Annotated in this window: 21 protein-coding genes; 20 read left to right on the forward strand and 1 reads right to left on the reverse strand. The window is 40.2% G+C overall.

The window, feature by feature from the left end:
* Positions 1 to 213: 213 nt before the first annotated feature.
* From ASD24_RS20770 to ASD24_RS20855, 19 genes are all read left to right on the forward strand, one after another.
* Positions 214 to 756, forward strand: a complete 543-nt coding sequence (locus tag ASD24_RS20770; RefSeq protein WP_056700017.1) for a hypothetical protein — start codon at positions 214 to 216, stop codon at positions 754 to 756.
* A 623-nt stretch (positions 757 to 1,379) separates the two neighbouring features.
* A complete protein-coding gene (locus ASD24_RS31350) occupies positions 1,380 to 1,514 on the forward strand; it encodes a hypothetical protein (protein WP_268795349.1) in 135 nt (44 codons plus the stop codon).
* Positions 1,511 to 1,909, forward strand: a complete 399-nt coding sequence (locus ASD24_RS20775) for a type II toxin-antitoxin system death-on-curing family toxin (RefSeq protein WP_056700020.1) — start codon at positions 1,511 to 1,513, stop codon at positions 1,907 to 1,909. The genes ASD24_RS31350 and ASD24_RS20775 overlap by 4 nt, the downstream gene beginning before the upstream one ends.
* 301 nt (positions 1,910 to 2,210) lie before the next feature.
* Positions 2,211 to 4,157 (forward strand): DNA cytosine methyltransferase, encoded by a 1,947-nt coding sequence (locus ASD24_RS20780; RefSeq protein WP_056700023.1) that lies wholly within the window; start codon positions 2,211 to 2,213, stop codon positions 4,155 to 4,157.
* A 475-nt stretch (positions 4,158 to 4,632) separates the two neighbouring features.
* The gene (locus ASD24_RS20785; protein ID WP_056700026.1) at positions 4,633 to 5,403 is read left to right on the forward strand and encodes an N-6 DNA methylase; all 771 of its coding nucleotides are present in this window, start codon (positions 4,633 to 4,635) and stop codon (positions 5,401 to 5,403) included.
* 2 nt (positions 5,404 to 5,405) lie between these two features.
* The gene (locus tag ASD24_RS20790) at positions 5,406 to 6,353 is read left to right on the forward strand and encodes a hypothetical protein (protein WP_056700029.1); all 948 of its coding nucleotides are present in this window, start codon (positions 5,406 to 5,408) and stop codon (positions 6,351 to 6,353) included.
* 28 nt (positions 6,354 to 6,381) lie between these two features.
* Entirely contained in the window at positions 6,382 to 6,585 is a 204-nt protein-coding gene (locus ASD24_RS20795; protein ID WP_056700032.1) for a hypothetical protein, read from the forward strand.
* Between the two features lie 267 nt (positions 6,586 to 6,852).
* Positions 6,853 to 7,221, forward strand: coding sequence for a hypothetical protein (locus ASD24_RS20800; RefSeq protein ID WP_056700035.1), 369 nt, complete (start codon positions 6,853 to 6,855; stop codon positions 7,219 to 7,221).
* A 175-nt stretch (positions 7,222 to 7,396) separates the two neighbouring features.
* On the forward strand, positions 7,397 to 7,864 hold the full coding sequence (locus tag ASD24_RS20805; RefSeq protein WP_056700038.1) for a hypothetical protein: 468 nt from the start codon (positions 7,397 to 7,399) through the stop codon (positions 7,862 to 7,864).
* Between the two features lie 312 nt (positions 7,865 to 8,176).
* On the forward strand, positions 8,177 to 8,317 hold the full coding sequence (locus tag ASD24_RS31110) for a hypothetical protein (RefSeq protein WP_156395514.1): 141 nt from the start codon (positions 8,177 to 8,179) through the stop codon (positions 8,315 to 8,317).
* A 54-nt stretch (positions 8,318 to 8,371) separates the two neighbouring features.
* A complete protein-coding gene (locus tag ASD24_RS20815; protein ID WP_056700047.1) occupies positions 8,372 to 8,587 on the forward strand; it encodes a hypothetical protein in 216 nt (71 codons plus the stop codon).
* Positions 8,588 to 8,660: 73 nt separating this feature from the next.
* A complete protein-coding gene (locus tag ASD24_RS20820) occupies positions 8,661 to 9,521 on the forward strand; it encodes a DNA cytosine methyltransferase (RefSeq protein ID WP_056700052.1) in 861 nt (286 codons plus the stop codon).
* A gap of 28 nt (positions 9,522 to 9,549) precedes the next feature.
* On the forward strand, positions 9,550 to 10,566 hold the full coding sequence (locus ASD24_RS20825; protein WP_056700054.1) for a DNA-methyltransferase: 1,017 nt from the start codon (positions 9,550 to 9,552) through the stop codon (positions 10,564 to 10,566).
* A 224-nt stretch (positions 10,567 to 10,790) separates the two neighbouring features.
* A complete protein-coding gene (locus ASD24_RS20830) occupies positions 10,791 to 11,114 on the forward strand; it encodes a hypothetical protein (RefSeq protein WP_056700057.1) in 324 nt (107 codons plus the stop codon).
* Between the two features lie 94 nt (positions 11,115 to 11,208).
* On the forward strand, positions 11,209 to 11,580 hold the full coding sequence (locus tag ASD24_RS20835) for a hypothetical protein (RefSeq protein ID WP_056700060.1): 372 nt from the start codon (positions 11,209 to 11,211) through the stop codon (positions 11,578 to 11,580).
* A 38-nt stretch (positions 11,581 to 11,618) separates the two neighbouring features.
* Complete coding sequence (locus ASD24_RS20840) at positions 11,619 to 12,083, forward strand: hypothetical protein (RefSeq protein WP_056700062.1); 465 nt, start codon at positions 11,619 to 11,621, stop codon at positions 12,081 to 12,083.
* The gene (locus tag ASD24_RS20845; protein ID WP_056700064.1) at positions 12,080 to 12,580 is read left to right on the forward strand and encodes a hypothetical protein; all 501 of its coding nucleotides are present in this window, start codon (positions 12,080 to 12,082) and stop codon (positions 12,578 to 12,580) included. The genes ASD24_RS20840 and ASD24_RS20845 overlap by 4 nt, the downstream gene beginning before the upstream one ends.
* Positions 12,567 to 13,316: a hypothetical protein gene (locus tag ASD24_RS20850; protein ID WP_056700065.1), complete on the forward strand. Its 750-nt coding sequence runs from the start codon at positions 12,567 to 12,569 to the stop codon at positions 13,314 to 13,316. Before ASD24_RS20845 ends, ASD24_RS20850 begins: the two co-directional genes overlap by 14 nt.
* 44 nt (positions 13,317 to 13,360) lie before the next feature.
* The gene (locus tag ASD24_RS20855; protein WP_056700066.1) at positions 13,361 to 13,813 is read left to right on the forward strand and encodes a hypothetical protein; all 453 of its coding nucleotides are present in this window, start codon (positions 13,361 to 13,363) and stop codon (positions 13,811 to 13,813) included.
* Here ASD24_RS20855 and ASD24_RS20860 read toward each other — a convergent pair.
* Complete coding sequence (locus ASD24_RS20860) at positions 13,808 to 14,650, reverse strand: helix-turn-helix domain-containing protein (RefSeq protein WP_056700067.1); 843 nt, start codon at positions 14,648 to 14,650, stop codon at positions 13,808 to 13,810. The genes ASD24_RS20855 and ASD24_RS20860 overlap by 6 nt on opposite strands.
* 717 nt (positions 14,651 to 15,367) lie before the next feature.
* On the opposite strand from ASD24_RS20860, the gene ASD24_RS20865 reads away from it, so the two are divergent.
* Positions 15,368 to 16,489 (forward strand): replication initiator protein A, encoded by a 1,122-nt coding sequence (locus tag ASD24_RS20865; protein WP_056700072.1) that lies wholly within the window; start codon positions 15,368 to 15,370, stop codon positions 16,487 to 16,489.
* Positions 16,490 to 16,729: the final 240 nt, after the last annotated feature.

Raw genomic sequence — 16,729 nt, forward strand, 5'->3', positions numbered from 1 at the left:
TTGGCTATTACACAGAAAAATATTATAATAGTCTGGTTGCTCAGTGAATTTGATTAAAAATAGTATGCATCTTTGTTTTTTTTAATAAGAAAATATGTATAATATAAATTATGCTTGGAGGTCTAGAGACCTACTAGTGTGATTTCAAAAACCCGGTAGTCATTTTATAGTGATACAGGCTATATAGCTCAAGAGACGGAGGAGAATAAATCAATGACACTTACTTTAGCTGATATTAGACAATACAAATCTTGGGCAGGAAACGTCTATGATGCCGGATATGAGTTTGACCAAAATAATTTACTCTTTGCTCAGAGATTTATTCTTTTAAACTTGGAAAGTAAAGACGACTATAGTACCTCACTACTTAAGCTGGTCAAGGATTTAGATCTTTCTGGTAACCCTAGGGAAGATAACTACGTTGCTGCAATCGCTATTCTACATATGGGATTCTTAGAGATTTGTAAACATAACAGAATTAGCAATTCAACAGATCTAATCCATATTGATTCTGTAAGAAACGTTGTTAGCCAGGTAAGTCAAAATGCGACACATTATTCTCTAGATGTTGCCCTAGCATATAATCTTGCAAGCTTTGTTTGTCTTCAGATGTCATTTGGATTCTATCTTCGTAAAGAATTAAGCGAGATTCTATGGGATTTCAATGGAGGAAATCATCAATCAGCTCTAAGTAGAATTGGAAGATATACAACACAATTAGTCCTACACATTGAATCAAAAAGAAAAAGTAACTAGATCTTGCTGCTACCCCCAACATTACCTCGCTCTACTCGCTTGCATTGACCATTCAAGCGGGTGGAGCATCATAAGCAGATTGAGCACTTTCGAAATTACTTCCCTTACTTAACTGAGACCATCCCCCCTTCATCAGAACATCTAGACATGGTATCTGCGGCTACAATAACTCCCCTAACACTTTAGGCTAATTATGAGCTAAAAGATCAACATCGTAGTTAGATCAAAAATATTTTCCTTAAATTATTTTAAAGTTTTATAGCAAATTTAGTGTAATAATAATTCATTAATTTATTACACCCTTAAATAATCATGGATTTATTATTGAATTTAATGAATGAAATGATGCCTAAAAATTTTGTATCAATCTATTCACTAATTTAATTTTATATATAATGTTACATTTTTTTAGTTAATACAATCAGTCTTCATACGTCAATTAATTTAAAACGAAAAATCTATTAAACAAGTCGCTAACGCGACCAATAAGCCGTATGATTTGGCACATACCCTGTTGTAGTCTCCTACTATACTGGGTATAATTTATCCATAAGGGGTAACACTGATACGATTCATTAGGATCGGAGGTGTTTGTTACGCCGGAGGATAAGGAGGAATTAAACATGAACGCTGTACGTAAAGAAAACATTAATGATGTTCAAAAAAAGAAGTTCGATCGTAGCCAAATGATCAAAGCGATGACTAAAAAAGCTTGTCTGGAGAATGACGAGGGTTTGAGGAGGCTATCTAAAAATTGATTCAGGGACTAACTTATGATGATATCATTGATATTCATGATACCTCATTAGAACTTTATAATGGTTTACCAGGCATAAATGAGCCGGGATTGATAGCCTTTATCGCAGAGAAACCCTTTCAGGGATTCGGTGATGAGGAATATTATCCCGGCTTATTTTTAAAAGCAGCGGTATATATGGAAGCGTTTGCAACTCATCAATTATTTTGTGATGGAAACAAACGTACGGGCTATTTGAGTGCCAAAGTGTTTCTAATGATTAACGGCTACCATCTCCAAGTCTCAGACAACGATCTATATTTTACCACGATGGCTGTCGCTAATAAGAAAATCAAGCTCCATCAACTTGCTGATTGGCTAGAAAGCAATTCAGTTGAAGACCCCCTCTCCTATTAGCTATGTTACTAGAGGGTTGTTATTTACATAATTTTAGCTTCAGATGAAAACAACAGTACTATTCTATCGATTTACTATGAACCGGTATGCGACTCCGCATATCGGTTTTTTTATTTTCTAACCTCACATATCCTTTGATACGTCGCAAGCCGCGACCAATACACAACATGAACTCCAATAACTCTTGAAACGCCATAAGTTAGGACTATTACCTATGAAGTATGTCATGAATAACAAATAATATATTTCGCGTTACGAGTACTTGAAATAACAATATTACTCGTCTGAATGGAGGATATATATGAAAGAAATTACGGTGGACAATTTTGCTGGAGGCGGTGGTGCCTCAGTCGGAATTGAATTTGCAACTGGAGAAAGTCCTGCAATCGCCATAAATCACGATCCAGATGCCATCGCTATGCACCAGGTGAACCATCCGGATACTAAGCACTACTGTGAGTCCGTCTGGGACGTTGACCCACGAGCTGCTGTAGATGGCAAGCCCGTTGGTCTAGTCTGGTTCTCTCCTGATTGTAAGCACTTCTCCAAAGCCAAAGGTTCAATCCCAGTCAATAAAAATATTCGTGGACTTGCATGGGTTGCCGTTCGTTGGGCAGCTACCGTTCGCCCACGCGTAATGATGTTAGAAAACGTACAAGAGTTTAAAACATGGGGGCCTGTCACTCCTCAAAGAGATGAAACAACAGGACGGTTACTCAAAAAGGTACCAGATCTTAAGAACCCTAAAATACATAGTGTTGTTGTTTCAGAACCAGGTGAGGTTGTCCCTTATGACCTACGAATTTATTATCCAGACCCGAAACGCAAGGGATACACATTTAACTCCTTTGTGAATGCCTTAAAACGGCATGGCTACGATGTCGAGTGGCGAGAACTACGTGCATGCGATTACGGTGCTCCCACCAGCCGAAAGCGACTATTTATGGTTGCTCGCTGCGACGGTCGTCCGATTGTGTGGCCAGAACCCACCCACGGATCACCTGACAGCATTGCCGTATTGAATGGAAAACTTAAACCGTGGCGTACTGCTGCCGATATTATTGACTGGTCAATAGCGTGCAATTCAATTTTCGGTCGTAAAAAAGAATTAGCTGATAATACAAAGCGCCGGATCGCCCGTGGGATTGAGCGCTACATCATCAACAATCCCAAACCATACGTGAAGAAAGTAAATTACGCTGATCAACGTAGTGAGAACATTACTACGCCTTTCATCGCTCGCATTGGGCAAACTGGTTTTGGTGGAGATCGGTTACAATATGATCTTGAAAAACCACTAACGACAGTAACCACTAAAGCTGAGCACCTTCTTGTCTCTCCCATTTTGGCTCCTAATACTACTCAGCGTTCTGGTAGTTCACCTAACGAGCCCCTATACTCTAAAACCATTAACGGACATCAGTTATTAGTCAGTCCGACTTTGATTCAAATGGGTTACACCGAGAGAGAGGGACAAGCCCCTCGTGTCCTCGATCTAGATAAACCCATTGGCACAATAACAGCAGCCGGTAATAAATTCGCCGTTGCTGAAGCTGTACTCGCTCGACAAGACCTTCCTGACCCGCAGAAAGTTAAGAATTTTCTTGTTCAATACGGCGACAGAAAACTTCAAAAATCAATAGAAAACCCAGGTTCGAACGATCCACAAACTGGAGATGACTCTGTAATCACCGCACATATTGCTAGGCACTTCGGTAATTCCATCGGGAGTTCGTTAGACGCTCCGATTGGCACCATTACTGCAGGAGGTGGCGGCAAGAGCGCTTTGGTAACAAGTCATTTAATCAAATTTCGAGGAACCTGTAAAGATGGTCAGTTGGTCACAGAACCTGTACCGACCATTACTGCTGGAGGAAGACACATCGGCGAAGTCCGGACATTTTTACAAGATTATAGTAGTGACAGTAACTCTCATTTGGATAACTACGGGACTGTCACAATTGACGGAATAAATTATCAAATCGTCGATATCGGAATGCGAATGTTTGAGCCCCATGAACTTTTCGCAGCTCAAGGCTTTCCGGAGAACTATATCATTGATGTGGACGCTGACGGCGTAAAATATTCCAAAGAAAAGCAAATTGCTCGATGTGGCAATGCTGTACCTCCAATTATGTCAAAAGTGCTCATTCAAGCAAATACGCCTGAGTTGTGTGTGGGATCTGGTAGAAAGATGATATTAGAGCGTTATAAACCAATTGAAGGACAACTAGCTTTTAGTATGTAAAATGATGGCTAATAAGTATCAAGGAACGGTATGCGATCTCGCATGCCGTTCTTTTTTCATATTTCAAATTCTTTACCACGTAACAAGCTGCTAACCGCGACCCATATATAGTTCACAAATTTGAACCAATACATTAAGGAGGAATGATCCTTTGACCATATCTGACAACTGTGTGATCTGTAACAGCCCAATCCCCGAAGAGTATTCCCTTTGCGATCATTGTGACGCTACATGGAATGAAACAACTGATACATATACGACAAAGGAAGGTCACCGCTATCGTTTTATGCCTTCTACAGGTGTATATGTACAAATCACCTAATTGTAGGAAATTACATTCAAATAACTCCCCCTCTCATCACCCATTCCGCTCGAGTTATAAACATTAATTCTACATGTACTGTAACGGCTGCTATAGCAGACAAAGCTCCTGTAGCACAGAATAAATGTCCTTCAAATATAAGGAGACAACATCATGGTAAAAAATATGACTGGCCTTACCCAGGTACAAAAACATTTTATAGATCAATTCAAAATATTGACCCATCGCCATCAGACCTGGCAAGTATGGAGCGACTTCATTGAAATAGCAGCTTGTACAATCTCGAATACAATCGAACACGAACATAAAGATCGTCGTGAGGCGAACTACTTCAAGATCATTCATAAATACAGTCCTGCTGAGCAAGAAGTTTTCCCCAAATTATTCGCTGAAATCGTTCAAGCGCTCGAAGAGCAGCCTGAGCAAGACTTTCTTGGCGATCTATTCATGCGCTTGGAGCTCAGCAACCATTGGCGTGGTCAATTTTTCACACCCTATCACGTATGCCAGTTGATGTCTCAAATGCAAATTGGAGATCTATCTCAGTCCATTTCAGAAAAAGGCTACATCACAGTAAACGATCCGGCCTGTGGAGCTGGCGCTACCCTCATCGCATTTGCTAACGAAGCTCGCTCTCGTAACCTTAATTACCAACAAAGCATCCTATTTACAGCACAAGACATTGACCAGACAGCCGCTCTCATGTGCTACATACAGCTCTCCTTGCTCGGATGCGGGGGATATGTCATTATCGATGACTCTTTGAGAAATCCCCCAACCGAATCCCGTTTACACGATCCGAACGTCTGGTACACACCCTTTTACTTTATATCCAACTGGCCAATGAAGAAATTGGCATCAACACTATTCAATTCGTTGGAACAGCAGCTCCACACCATTAATCATTTAAGACAGGAGAAATGAACATGACACATCCAGTAGCAGAAAAAGTATTTGAAGTCAGCTATATGTACAGCTATAGCAATAATCCCTCAGAACTTCGCCAAGAAGAGATGAAAGAATCGGAGATTCTCAACCTCAAAAAAACTATAGCCAAAGGGCCTACATCATGGGGCGCTACCTACTCCAACCTTATCATCTTGAAGGAGTTAGGCACCACGGACGTCTCAAACATTGAGACTTGGTACTCCATGGGTTGTAAAAATAGTTGGATAAGTAACGCTTACGATCCTCCATTCACTCGTCGATCATTTAGCGAATGTATAACCATAGGTACGTTAGTTCAAAAACTACATTTCAGCAACTGGTGCCTCGGTCAAGCGTTCTACTACAAAAACCTATGCTTTATTAATCAAATTGAAGGCGGTAGCGAATGGCTCGTTATCCGTGACGATATTGAATTTGAAAGCTGGAGTTGTAGTTATGTCATTCGCGAAGATGGTGAACAAGTATTTATTAACCAGGTCAATCGAATGCTTGCTGCTACAGATGATCAATTACGAAAGAGAAACTATATGGATGCTGGCGAGGTTACAACATGTATTGGTTGTCAGAAGAAAATGTATCCTGGTTGTGAAAAGATCTTCCTAGACGGTTCTACTTGTCAAAACTGTTATATCAACAAAAAAATCTATTTAGATGAGATCGTAAGCAAAGTGAAATCTGGCCAACGACTCATCCAATCAGATCTTACCTACCTTAGGTATGAAGACAGTTTCTTTGGCACTAGCAAGGGTATGGAGAGTAATCGTGGTCTCATATTCTGGGACAACGAAGTTGCAATTGGTCATCCCTATGGAGCGCAAGGTGCTGTAGATATCAGCATTTATAAACCCAAACATAATGAATTAGATACAGCGATTAATGTAGAATGGCAACTCGTTGATAAATATAAAGCTGCTGAAACAGTTTAACAATCTAAAAAAGAAGGAGCCACCGATCGTGAAACCCAGAAAACTATTCAAAAACGAACGGATCCTTAACCTCAACCTAATGATCCAAGGAAAAATTCTTCAAAAGGAGTATCGATGCGAGCAAGATGAACCGATTAATGCCCCGCTATCGCTGCTTGCTATTCATCTGAAGGCTAGTGGTCTATCCGCTTACGAAGACGGTAAGATCGTTGCCATTATCGATATTGTGTAGTTATAAAATAGTCTTCAGTTAGGTCTGATAGCCCCGCTCTACTACACATGTGCCACGTAGTACAGAACCTATGAAGATCATGAAAAGTAAAGATCGAGAATGCCTAGTGCTACGACCGCCACCTACATCCCCCTACTGAACAAGCCAAACCTACAAATCACTAAAACGAAGCAATGAAATTAAAAAAGATTCCAGAATACGGCCGCTCCAGCGCCCCAGTTAACTGAGCGAATACTGTAACATCTTACTAACTGGAGGATTATAGCTATGCTTCAATCAGAATTTGAACGTGTGAAAAGCGCTACAAAGCAGCAAATTTTCGATTTTTCAGCACGTATAAAGAATATTGAAAAGTATGCACTACCTGATGAAGAAAATTCCGAGCAGAAAACGATGCCTTGCTTTTGCTGTGATCAAGAAGTCACTCATCAAGATCATAGTGGTGATGGTATTTTTGCTGAAGCATATGTTGGAAAAAACGGTTTTAAGTCGATACTACTTCACTTAGATTGTGAAGACCATCCGTTAGTATGGAGAGAAAGTAACGATGGATATACTTACATTATCGTTGTAGGGGATCAGGGACCACTCGGCCTAACACCTGAGACCACCAAATATGACGATTCTAATAAATAGGCCTCTGCTCAGGCTGCTCACTATGGTGAGCAGCCTTTTGGAGCGGCTTGCCGCTGAAATCTTTAACGAAACCATATATCACATCTTGGAGGTAAGTACATATGACAGCTACACACGGTAAAGAAAACTCACACAAGAACAACGGGCTGCATTAGTTCATGTAAATATCGCTGAAATGGGTGTAATAGTTGGCAATCTCATTGGTGAAGGGAGTTTTCCTAAATGTGATTTAGATATCCCCAGCTCCACCTTGAGTCAATCAATCATTACTTGGGCTAAGGAATTCGAAAACAAGTATCAGGGGCCAGATTTTGATTATAGTGCAGGAATTTTAGAACTAGGCAACCCAGAGGGATATCTAGATGCCATAGATCACTTTACGGAAGTTAAGCTACGTGAAATGGGCTGGCTTACAGAAACATATATTAACGATGAGAATCGCTTCTGGCACGGAATGGAGTTTGAAGTTGATGTAGAGTACTTAGTAACTCAAACAATCCGAGTACCAGCATTCAGTGCAGAAAACGCTAGATCAGAAGCAGATAATTGGTGGAACAATGTATCAGTTGCTAATGCAACAAAAGACGCCGAGAATATTGCTGAATTCTATATAAGAGATGTTTTTCCTGCGGAGAACGCATAACTTTCTTTAGACGCCCCTACTCATCCTAAATCTAGCAACATAACAAGAACAACTATCTATAGGAGAGCCCACAGATAGCTTGTTTAAGCGCTCCCCTCTGATCGACCCCCTGTTTTACCAAATCTATGAAATGACCCCTCTATGCTCCTTCTGGAGCTTCTAGTGGGGTCTTTAGGAGGTATGACCTTATGAATTTGTTCGAAAATGCAGTTGAATGGGTATGTCCGAACCAATGTGAGATCGATCATGTATTAGTTTGTGGTGGTGATTCAGAAGGTCTAGACACTACTAATACGTACTTTCAGATGGCACTTGACGGTACATATACTAACTTTTTTAGCGACGGGACATCTGGTGTACCCAACGATTGCTTTGAACACGCTGACGGGGGCTGCTGTACTGAACCAATTTGTCCGGAATGTCGATCAGACTGTGTTCAACCCTAATCTATAAACGATACCCCTTGCTCCTCTTGGAGCTAATCACGGGATCTACAGGAGGAAAACGATGTTGCAGCTAGATGAACAACAAAAACTGGCGCTACAGTTGCTATGTAGCGCGATTGAAACACTAGACTCAGTAATGGATACGAATCTAGCGGAGATCCTGGAAGACAACGGATTCTTACCAGAACGAGATCTAACCGAAATGAGCGGAGATTTGCAGATATGTATTGATCGCGGAGAGATTGGCACAAGAGATGAAATCCTCGAGTTTTTTTAGAGAATGCTCTCACTGCCCCCTCCTCTATATCTCTGCCAGCAAGAAAACATAATCCGACAAGGAGTGATATAAGTTGATCACAGCCAAGAGTTATTTTAGTGGTGCCGGTGGTATGGATCTCGGCATGCTTGAAGCAGGAATTCAAGTCGTAGAATCGTTTGAAATCGATCAGGTTGCTTGTGATACCCTTCGCAACAATTTTGGTCACAAAGTTAATGAAACAGACATCACTAAAATCACCGTACTCGATCAAATTTACGCAGACGTTTATATCGGAACTTTTCCATGCACCAAATACAGTAGAATCGCCGATATTCATGGTACCCGCACAGGTGATGATCTCTTTCTCCACTTCTTTCGCCACGTTGCTCTGGCTCAGCCGGAAATGTACATTGTTGAAAACGTACCTGGCATGAAACAATTTCAAGTCGTAATGGAATGTTTAACAAAACTACCAAACTATTATGTCAGAGTAGAATGTCCGGTTAATGCTAACATGTGGTTGCCCCAGGAACGTAAACGACTAATTGTGATCGGAAGTAAAAAACCAATTTATAACCTCCCCTATCCTGTTACCTCTCCCGTTAAGATGAGGGATATCATCGATGTAGGCGCTGAGGTATCCGCTCCAAAAGCCGTACAGCAACGGTTAAGCGGCAAATACAGAGATTATCCAATTATTACGGATTTGGACGGGAGAGCACCTACTTGTTTGGCACACTACGGCAAAGACCGCTCTACACGATTAATCAACGATGGAAAGTCTATCCGCCCTTATTCCGTTCGTGAGTATGCCCGACTACAAGGATTCCCTGATTGGTTTCAGTTCGCAGGGACTGATAATGACGCTTACCGTCAGATAGGGAATGCCGTAGCGGTGCCAATGGGCAGATGGGCAGGCGAAGTAGTACAAAGATACTTCGGCGTGGCCTAATTCAGGTAAATAAAGAGGTGAGTTTGATATGATTATTACTGGAAATAGCCTGGAGGTGCTCCCGAAACTACAACCAGACTCATTTCATACATGTATAACGTCTCCCCCCTACTGGGGTTTACGAGATTATGGTTTAGAAGCATCGTATTGGCCTCAAGTCACTTATACACCAATGCCAGGATTTCCACCAATAACGGTGCCAGAATGGACGGGATGTCTTGGTCTTGAGCCCACGCCCGAAATGTTTGTGGCGCATATAATTCTCATCTTTCGTGAGATATGGCGAGTATTGAGGAAAGACGGTACTGTTTGGGTGAATTTCGGAGATAGCTATGCTGGTAGTGGTAAAGGCGCTTGGAAGAACAAAAAGCGTCAGAAAGAAGTTTATGTGATAGATCCGGGTGCAACACTCACCAAAATGCCTAAAAAGCCAACCGGTCTAAAAAATAAAGACTTGGTTGGTATACCTTGGAGAGTCGCATTTGCCCTGCAAGCAGACGGCTGGTATCTAAGAATGGATAACATTTGGAATAAAACAAACCCGATGCCTGAGAGTGTTCGAGATAGACCAACCAAAGCGCATGAATACATATTCCTGTTGGCTAAATCAGAACAATACTATTTCGATTCCGAAGCCATAGAGGAACTAGCGGTAACTCAAGGCGCACAGAATTCATTTGCTCGTGCCGTTAAAGAATCCCCTCCACCTGGTAATTCTCTACAACATAGAACTGATCGAAAGAATATTGAGTATAGCGGAAAACGAAACAAGAGATCAGTATGGACTGTTTCTACTGCAAACTTCCCTGGAGCTCACTATGCTGTGTTTCCTGAAGAGCTAATCTTACCATTTATACTAGCAAGCTCTCCTGTTGGAGGACGTGTACTTGATCCGTTCGGCGGCAGAGGAACAACATTAAAAGTCTCTCTTGAAAACAACCGAGAATGTACGATTATTGAGATGGGAAGTCATAATGTAAGACTAGCAGAACGATGGACTGCAGTTGTACAACCTACATTAATATTTGGAGAGATGGAACAATAGTTTCATCACAAAACTCTACAGATATTTCTGCAGCTTAGACAGTAGTAGAACATATGCGGAAAAAACATAAGAATTACATCAGAATAATTGACAATGAACATTTGAATTATGACGTAAGATTTAGTGGGGACAAAAACAGAGAATACATTCGCCTACCTAGTGTAACTCACGCCATTGGTAGAGCAGCTTTATTAGCTTTACTGTAATTAAAGGAGGAGATACTTATGCTTCAGAAGTTACAGCAGATCGATATGTCGCTATTACATGAGAGTGATCGCAATACACTTGCTGCCGATTTGGAATGTTTCCCGAGTCAATTGCAAGAACAGGTAACTATTGGCCGAATGCTGGAGGTCATTAAAAAATATCATCAGATTAACCTCTGCACAACCGATGACGTGTGGGTCATTCAATTATATGAGCTGGATGAACAGACTGATGAAGATGAAAGAGCTAGATCATGCTGCTATGAAAATATTGGCCCAGATCTACTCAAGCTACTCTATACCTCAATTGAACGAGTTTATGACAGATTAAATGATCAATAGCCAAGAAGATCAAATGAATCAACTAATAAAATAGAGATGCGAAGAGCCCAGATCATTAAAGATCTGGGTTCTTTAGCATTTAGGAGGAATGACGATGAACAATAATTCAAAAGTGAAGCTTTCTGAGTTACCCGAAATCACTCAATTAAGTTATGAAGGTGCGACTTGTACATATACGATCCAACAAGTTCGTACATTGATCAGCGAGGATGCTGAATGGGCGGCGTACGATTGGCATGTATGTACCCCAGTGACATGGAAGCCAAGCGCCAAAAAGATGATCGAGAATTATATCGAACAAGAGCATCAAAACATGTATGAAGAATGGGATGTTCAAGCTGCAGCATGTGTTACTACAGAAAATATCACAGAAATTCAGGTAATTATTGATAAAATGTTTGTTCAATTTCAGCATTGGAGCTCTGATGGACCCGAAGTAATCTTGGATTGCATAGACAAGAACTAACTTGAAATATACCAATTCATAAGAGAGAAGGCAGAATAATGATCGAACTCAAAGACTTTTCTACAACCCAAGTACAGTATGTAGATGGTCAAACCTACCACGTTGCAGGGATTGATGAGGGAAACCTACTATACATTAAAAATGAGCACTCAAGTCATTCATCAGTAGAGTTATCAGACGTAACATTTTTAGTTCTTCCCATGACAAATGAACATCTGAATATTGAATTGTCGAAACTACTAGGAAAAACCAACAAAGATGCAAGCCAAATTTACTATGGCCAAATTTCTAAATACTCAGAGGATCATAAGGCATGTTTAGAAGCACAAAACAAAGCCTTAAATGTCGATCAAATTGGTTACATCGACCATCTCAAATTTACGACAGGTCATAAATATGAAGATGCATTAACCTATAACAGGCTAGAGTCTATGCTTAGGGCAACCCCTCGCCAACGAGCTGAGGCAGCTTATATGACGCTCAGAAAGGAAGATCAGCTATGAGTGAACGAGTGTATGAGCTCTTGAATAATGCGGAATTGATCGTAAGTGAAGAGGTTTTAGGATTGAGGCTCTCTTCAAATCAAGTTATTACACCCATAGGTGCAGATGAAGCGTTGGATGAAGCACTGAAATTGATTGATCATCTCCAACAAACTGTTACCCAAAGAGATCGTACGATTGAATTATTAACCAAACCAATACTGTCGAATTCCGCTATAGCTTCAGGCGACACAGTTACCCCAATTTACCCTAAACAACCCTTCGATCGACCTGATCTGGCTTGTTTAGATAAAGAATTGATCAAAAAGTACGCAGTAGTTCTCATAGCAGCTCAAAATCTAAGCAAATTTATATATCCGGATGGTACTCCATCAGATGGATTCATGTTCCGCTCTATTGCAGCAAATATGAAAACTCTTATCGATATGACAGATTGGAAATTCATTGAGGATCTTATGGGTGACCAGGGGGGAGAGCGGAACATTGAAGGAAACTGATTTGTTCCCGCCAGTGAAATCATGGTTAGAGCTTGGGGGCTATGCTGTATACACGGAGGTACAACCCCGTAGAGGAACGCTACGACGTGCTGACATTCTTGGAATTCATGGTTGCGTAGAGACTGTAGTAGAGTTAAAAACATCGCTATCTCTAACTTTATTGGATCAATGCAGCCATTGGAAAAATCATGCTCACCTTGTATACGCTGCAGTACCAGCACCGTCTAGATACAAACCTGGGGAACTCATTAAAAATTATGTATCCAAGCTTGGACTTGAAATCATCAATATGTATGGGATCGGGTTGTTGTACGTCACAGAGGATAAGGTCTATAACGTGATAAGAGCCCGCTTAAATCGCAAAATCAAGCCCATTTTAAGTGAATCACTAACCCAATATCACCTAACTCATTCTCCAGATGCAGGAACCAACAAAGGCGGTCACGTTACAGCATACCGAACAACCATGCTCAGAGTCAGAGAGTTTCTTGAACGCATGCATGATCGACATGATAGCGAACGTGCTAACTTGCAAATCAAAGAAGGATGGGTATCACTGCCGGTTCTACTCGAAAAGTGCAGTACCCATTATTCTACTCCAAAAAATGGCCTGGCGGCTGCCCTAATAAATAATGAATCCGATTGGTGTGAATGTATGGTTATTGATAGACAAAGACACTACAGACTAAAGCCTGAGCTATTGATAACAACAGATGAAAACAACCATACCACATGAAATTGAGGTCTTAATGACATCTTACTACGAAGGAGGACATCTGGATGCAAAACCAATTAACTATGGAGAAAATATTATCCGAAAATTCTTCTACACAATTAAACGGATGGGTACAAGAACATGTACTTGGCTGGATCGCTTGGGCAGAACAACGTAAGGATTATATCTCAATCACATTCCAAAAGCCTGGTGAGCGCGAACCTTATCGAATCTATAAAGATTGGGAGAGTATGAAAGAAAGGTATACAGTCATCCCCTACTCTCAAATCGATATCTATCAACATGCAGTGTACGGCGATGGTGAGTTTTCTACAAATATTGCAGCAACATGGCAAGTAGAAGAACGATTTCATGAACCTCGCCTCAGAGCTCGATACACTAATCAATTGAAAAAAATTATGCTATCCAGCAAAGGCGAATGCGACACATATGACATGATTCATGCAAGCCCTGCGGATCGCTGTAAGGCGGCCATCATGACTGTACTAAACTTATGAAACTTCGCCCATTTTGAGCAACTGTATCTCCGATCTAACCTTAAGATCTTCATTGCTGAAGGTAGATTTAAACCACGCAATAGGATTATCAATTTTATTTTTAATTAAGCGCTCTGCAAACTTCTCAAGCGACCGATAAATCGATTCAAAATGGTACTTTTGTAAGCAGGTCTCAATGTGTGGGTAGAGTTCAGAGATCAGCCGTGGCGGTAAATTAAATAACCTACAGCATGATAAAAACTCTTCTTGCAGGTAGCAGATCGTTCCTGTGCCTTGAAATTTAATCATTCGTTCTACCACGTCTGCATATCGTGCATATTTTTCAAGTTCAGACATCTGCTCGCGCACAGAAGGTGTATCTTCTTCTTCTTTAAACGTTGAAGGATAAAGATCTAAAGATTCTTGATTAATAAAACCTGAATTATAGGGTGCATGCTGTGCAGATAAAAAATCAGGTTCAACTGCATCTTGTGCATATGATGCATGTTGTGCATGTGCTGATACTTCTGGTTGTATTTTAACTGCTGCAGGAGGAATGATCTCGGAATATTGATTAGACGTCTGCTTTACTGGACGTCCTTCAATTTCTTTGTAACGTGCTTTTTTTTCAATAAGATTACGGCTGACCAAATCTTTAACAACATACTGGGCTTTGCGTTTTGACATGCCCCCTGCTGCAGCAATGGTATCGTAATCCGGAAAAACATGCTCATGTTCGGTTTGATAGACCTTAATTACGATCATGATCATTTTCTCATATGTTTTGAGATCAGAGTCATTCAGAATACCTTTTAAACCCTGGAGTAGATATTGATCAGGCGAAATATAATTAGACATGATTAGTCCTCCTTGAAGTTAGATCATGCCAATCCCCTTGAATTTCAGTACATTTTTCCATATAATAAGGGAACCGGCAGGTTAAATTGCTTTTTAAGCGACTTTAACACGCCCCCAGGATATCTGTTTTTCGAGAAACAGTTACCTGCGGTTATGTTCTTGATTGCTATCTTGAGGTGCAACTCGTGATAGCGAGAGTATTATTCGACTGGCCATACGGCCTGCTCCCATCAGGGAGCTTTTTTTTTAGCTATTTTTCGAGAACAAGTGCCATAAACTACTAATTTAGCTTATTGCCATTGTATTTTTTGGTATAAATAGAGTCAAGATATCGGGGTTGAAAGGACGTATTGTAATTATCGGGGTTGAAAGGACAATATATCGGGGTAGAAAAGACACACTATCGGGGTTGAAAGGACGTTTTAACGGGGACGAAAACAAAAAAAACTTTTTTTATTTTTTTTTAGGTATCGGGGCTGAAAGGACGCTAAAGTGTCGGGGTTGAAAGGACGATGTAAACATCAACATCTTTAAACATATCATTTACTTTTAAGTATCCGATCATCATGATTATAAGATGGCTGGTGAAGTATCGGGGTAGAAAGGACGTTTTGACGGGGTAGAAAGGACATTTCTATAAAACGTGTAATCAATCTTTAAAGCTATGGTATTCTATAAACACGACAAAAGAGTATTCAAGAAAGGAGCTGTTATCCTATGCCACCACGGAGAATTAACATCGAACAATGGGTCGGTAAAATAACAGCACTAAATTTACCTGCAGAAGATCCAAAGGTACAGGATCTTATCATTAAAGCTGCTGACCAATTGAAGACGACATCTAATAAAATTGCTCTTAAGCATATACACAATGAAAGCACAGCAGAGCTACAACTAGCTAAAAGATTAGTACTAGAAGAACTAACCAATGAAGAAAAAGAATTGATTAATATGGAAATCTATAAACACCAGGTAAAACAAAAAATTTGGGCTCAATCCCAGGTGATCAGGCGTGCGACTTATTACAACAAGCCGTCACATCCCTATGGTCATATATTCTCTGAAAGTGCAATCAGTTCTATATCGACATCAAGAACTATAACAGCAACTTCTGAAACAGAAGATACCCTAGTTCGTGATAATAGAAGAACAAAGATATATCATCCTGCTAAAAAGGAACTAACACTGCAGGATGCAAAGGTGTTAATTGGTATACACAAGTTGTGGGAAGTAAACGGAAAAAAGAAAGAGTTCGAATTTACGATTTATTCGCTAGCTAAGGCCATGAATCGCGACACAGGTGGGAAAACCTATCAAGAAATATGGCAATCACTTGAAGTACTTCAAGACAGTAAATTTGAATTTACTTATTATCATGATAAAGGTCTAATTGATTCGTTAGATCGGATTAATATACTACAGGCGATTGGAAGACGTGACCGAAACGAAACCTTTAGGATTATGTTTTCAGATGCGGTATACCGGTCTCTACAATCAGGGGCAATTGCATATCTTAGCTTAGCGATCCTTGAAGACCTGAATAGCGGAACAGCTCAGAACTTATATCTATTTCTACCAGCTCAGGTAGCTCAGGGTATTACACGATGGCCACTTGATGAGATTGCATTACTTATGGGTGCAAAAGCAAATCGACCGGCAAAAAAGAAACAGATCGTCGAAGAAGCTTGTGAGAATATGATGGAGATCTCTCTGTTAGATGGTTATAAACTGCATGAAGATGAGAGTGGGTCAATTTTTTTAGAAATACGTCCATCTAAATTATTACTGACCTCTGGTAATAGTGTGAAAACTGCTGAACAACTAACATTCTTAATCTAAGAGTGTTAGTTTTTTTTGTGAATGTCCTTTCAACCCCGATATAATTTCATAGAAATAGATGATAAATATTAAACCGAGATGCTATATTTTGTCGGTTTTTGTTGAACTGGAGCTTCCGAACATTAACAGAGGATGTGATTTGCTCAATAATGTGTATTTTCATTGGCTTAATTGTGATTTTTATAAATTAATGTGATAAAAAATATACAATAAATATAATAATTAATTTTATAGAAGGGG

The sequence above is a fragment of the Paenibacillus sp. Root52 genome, from assembly GCF_001426865.1.
Lineage (GTDB): Bacteria > Bacillota > Bacilli > Paenibacillales > Paenibacillaceae > Paenibacillus.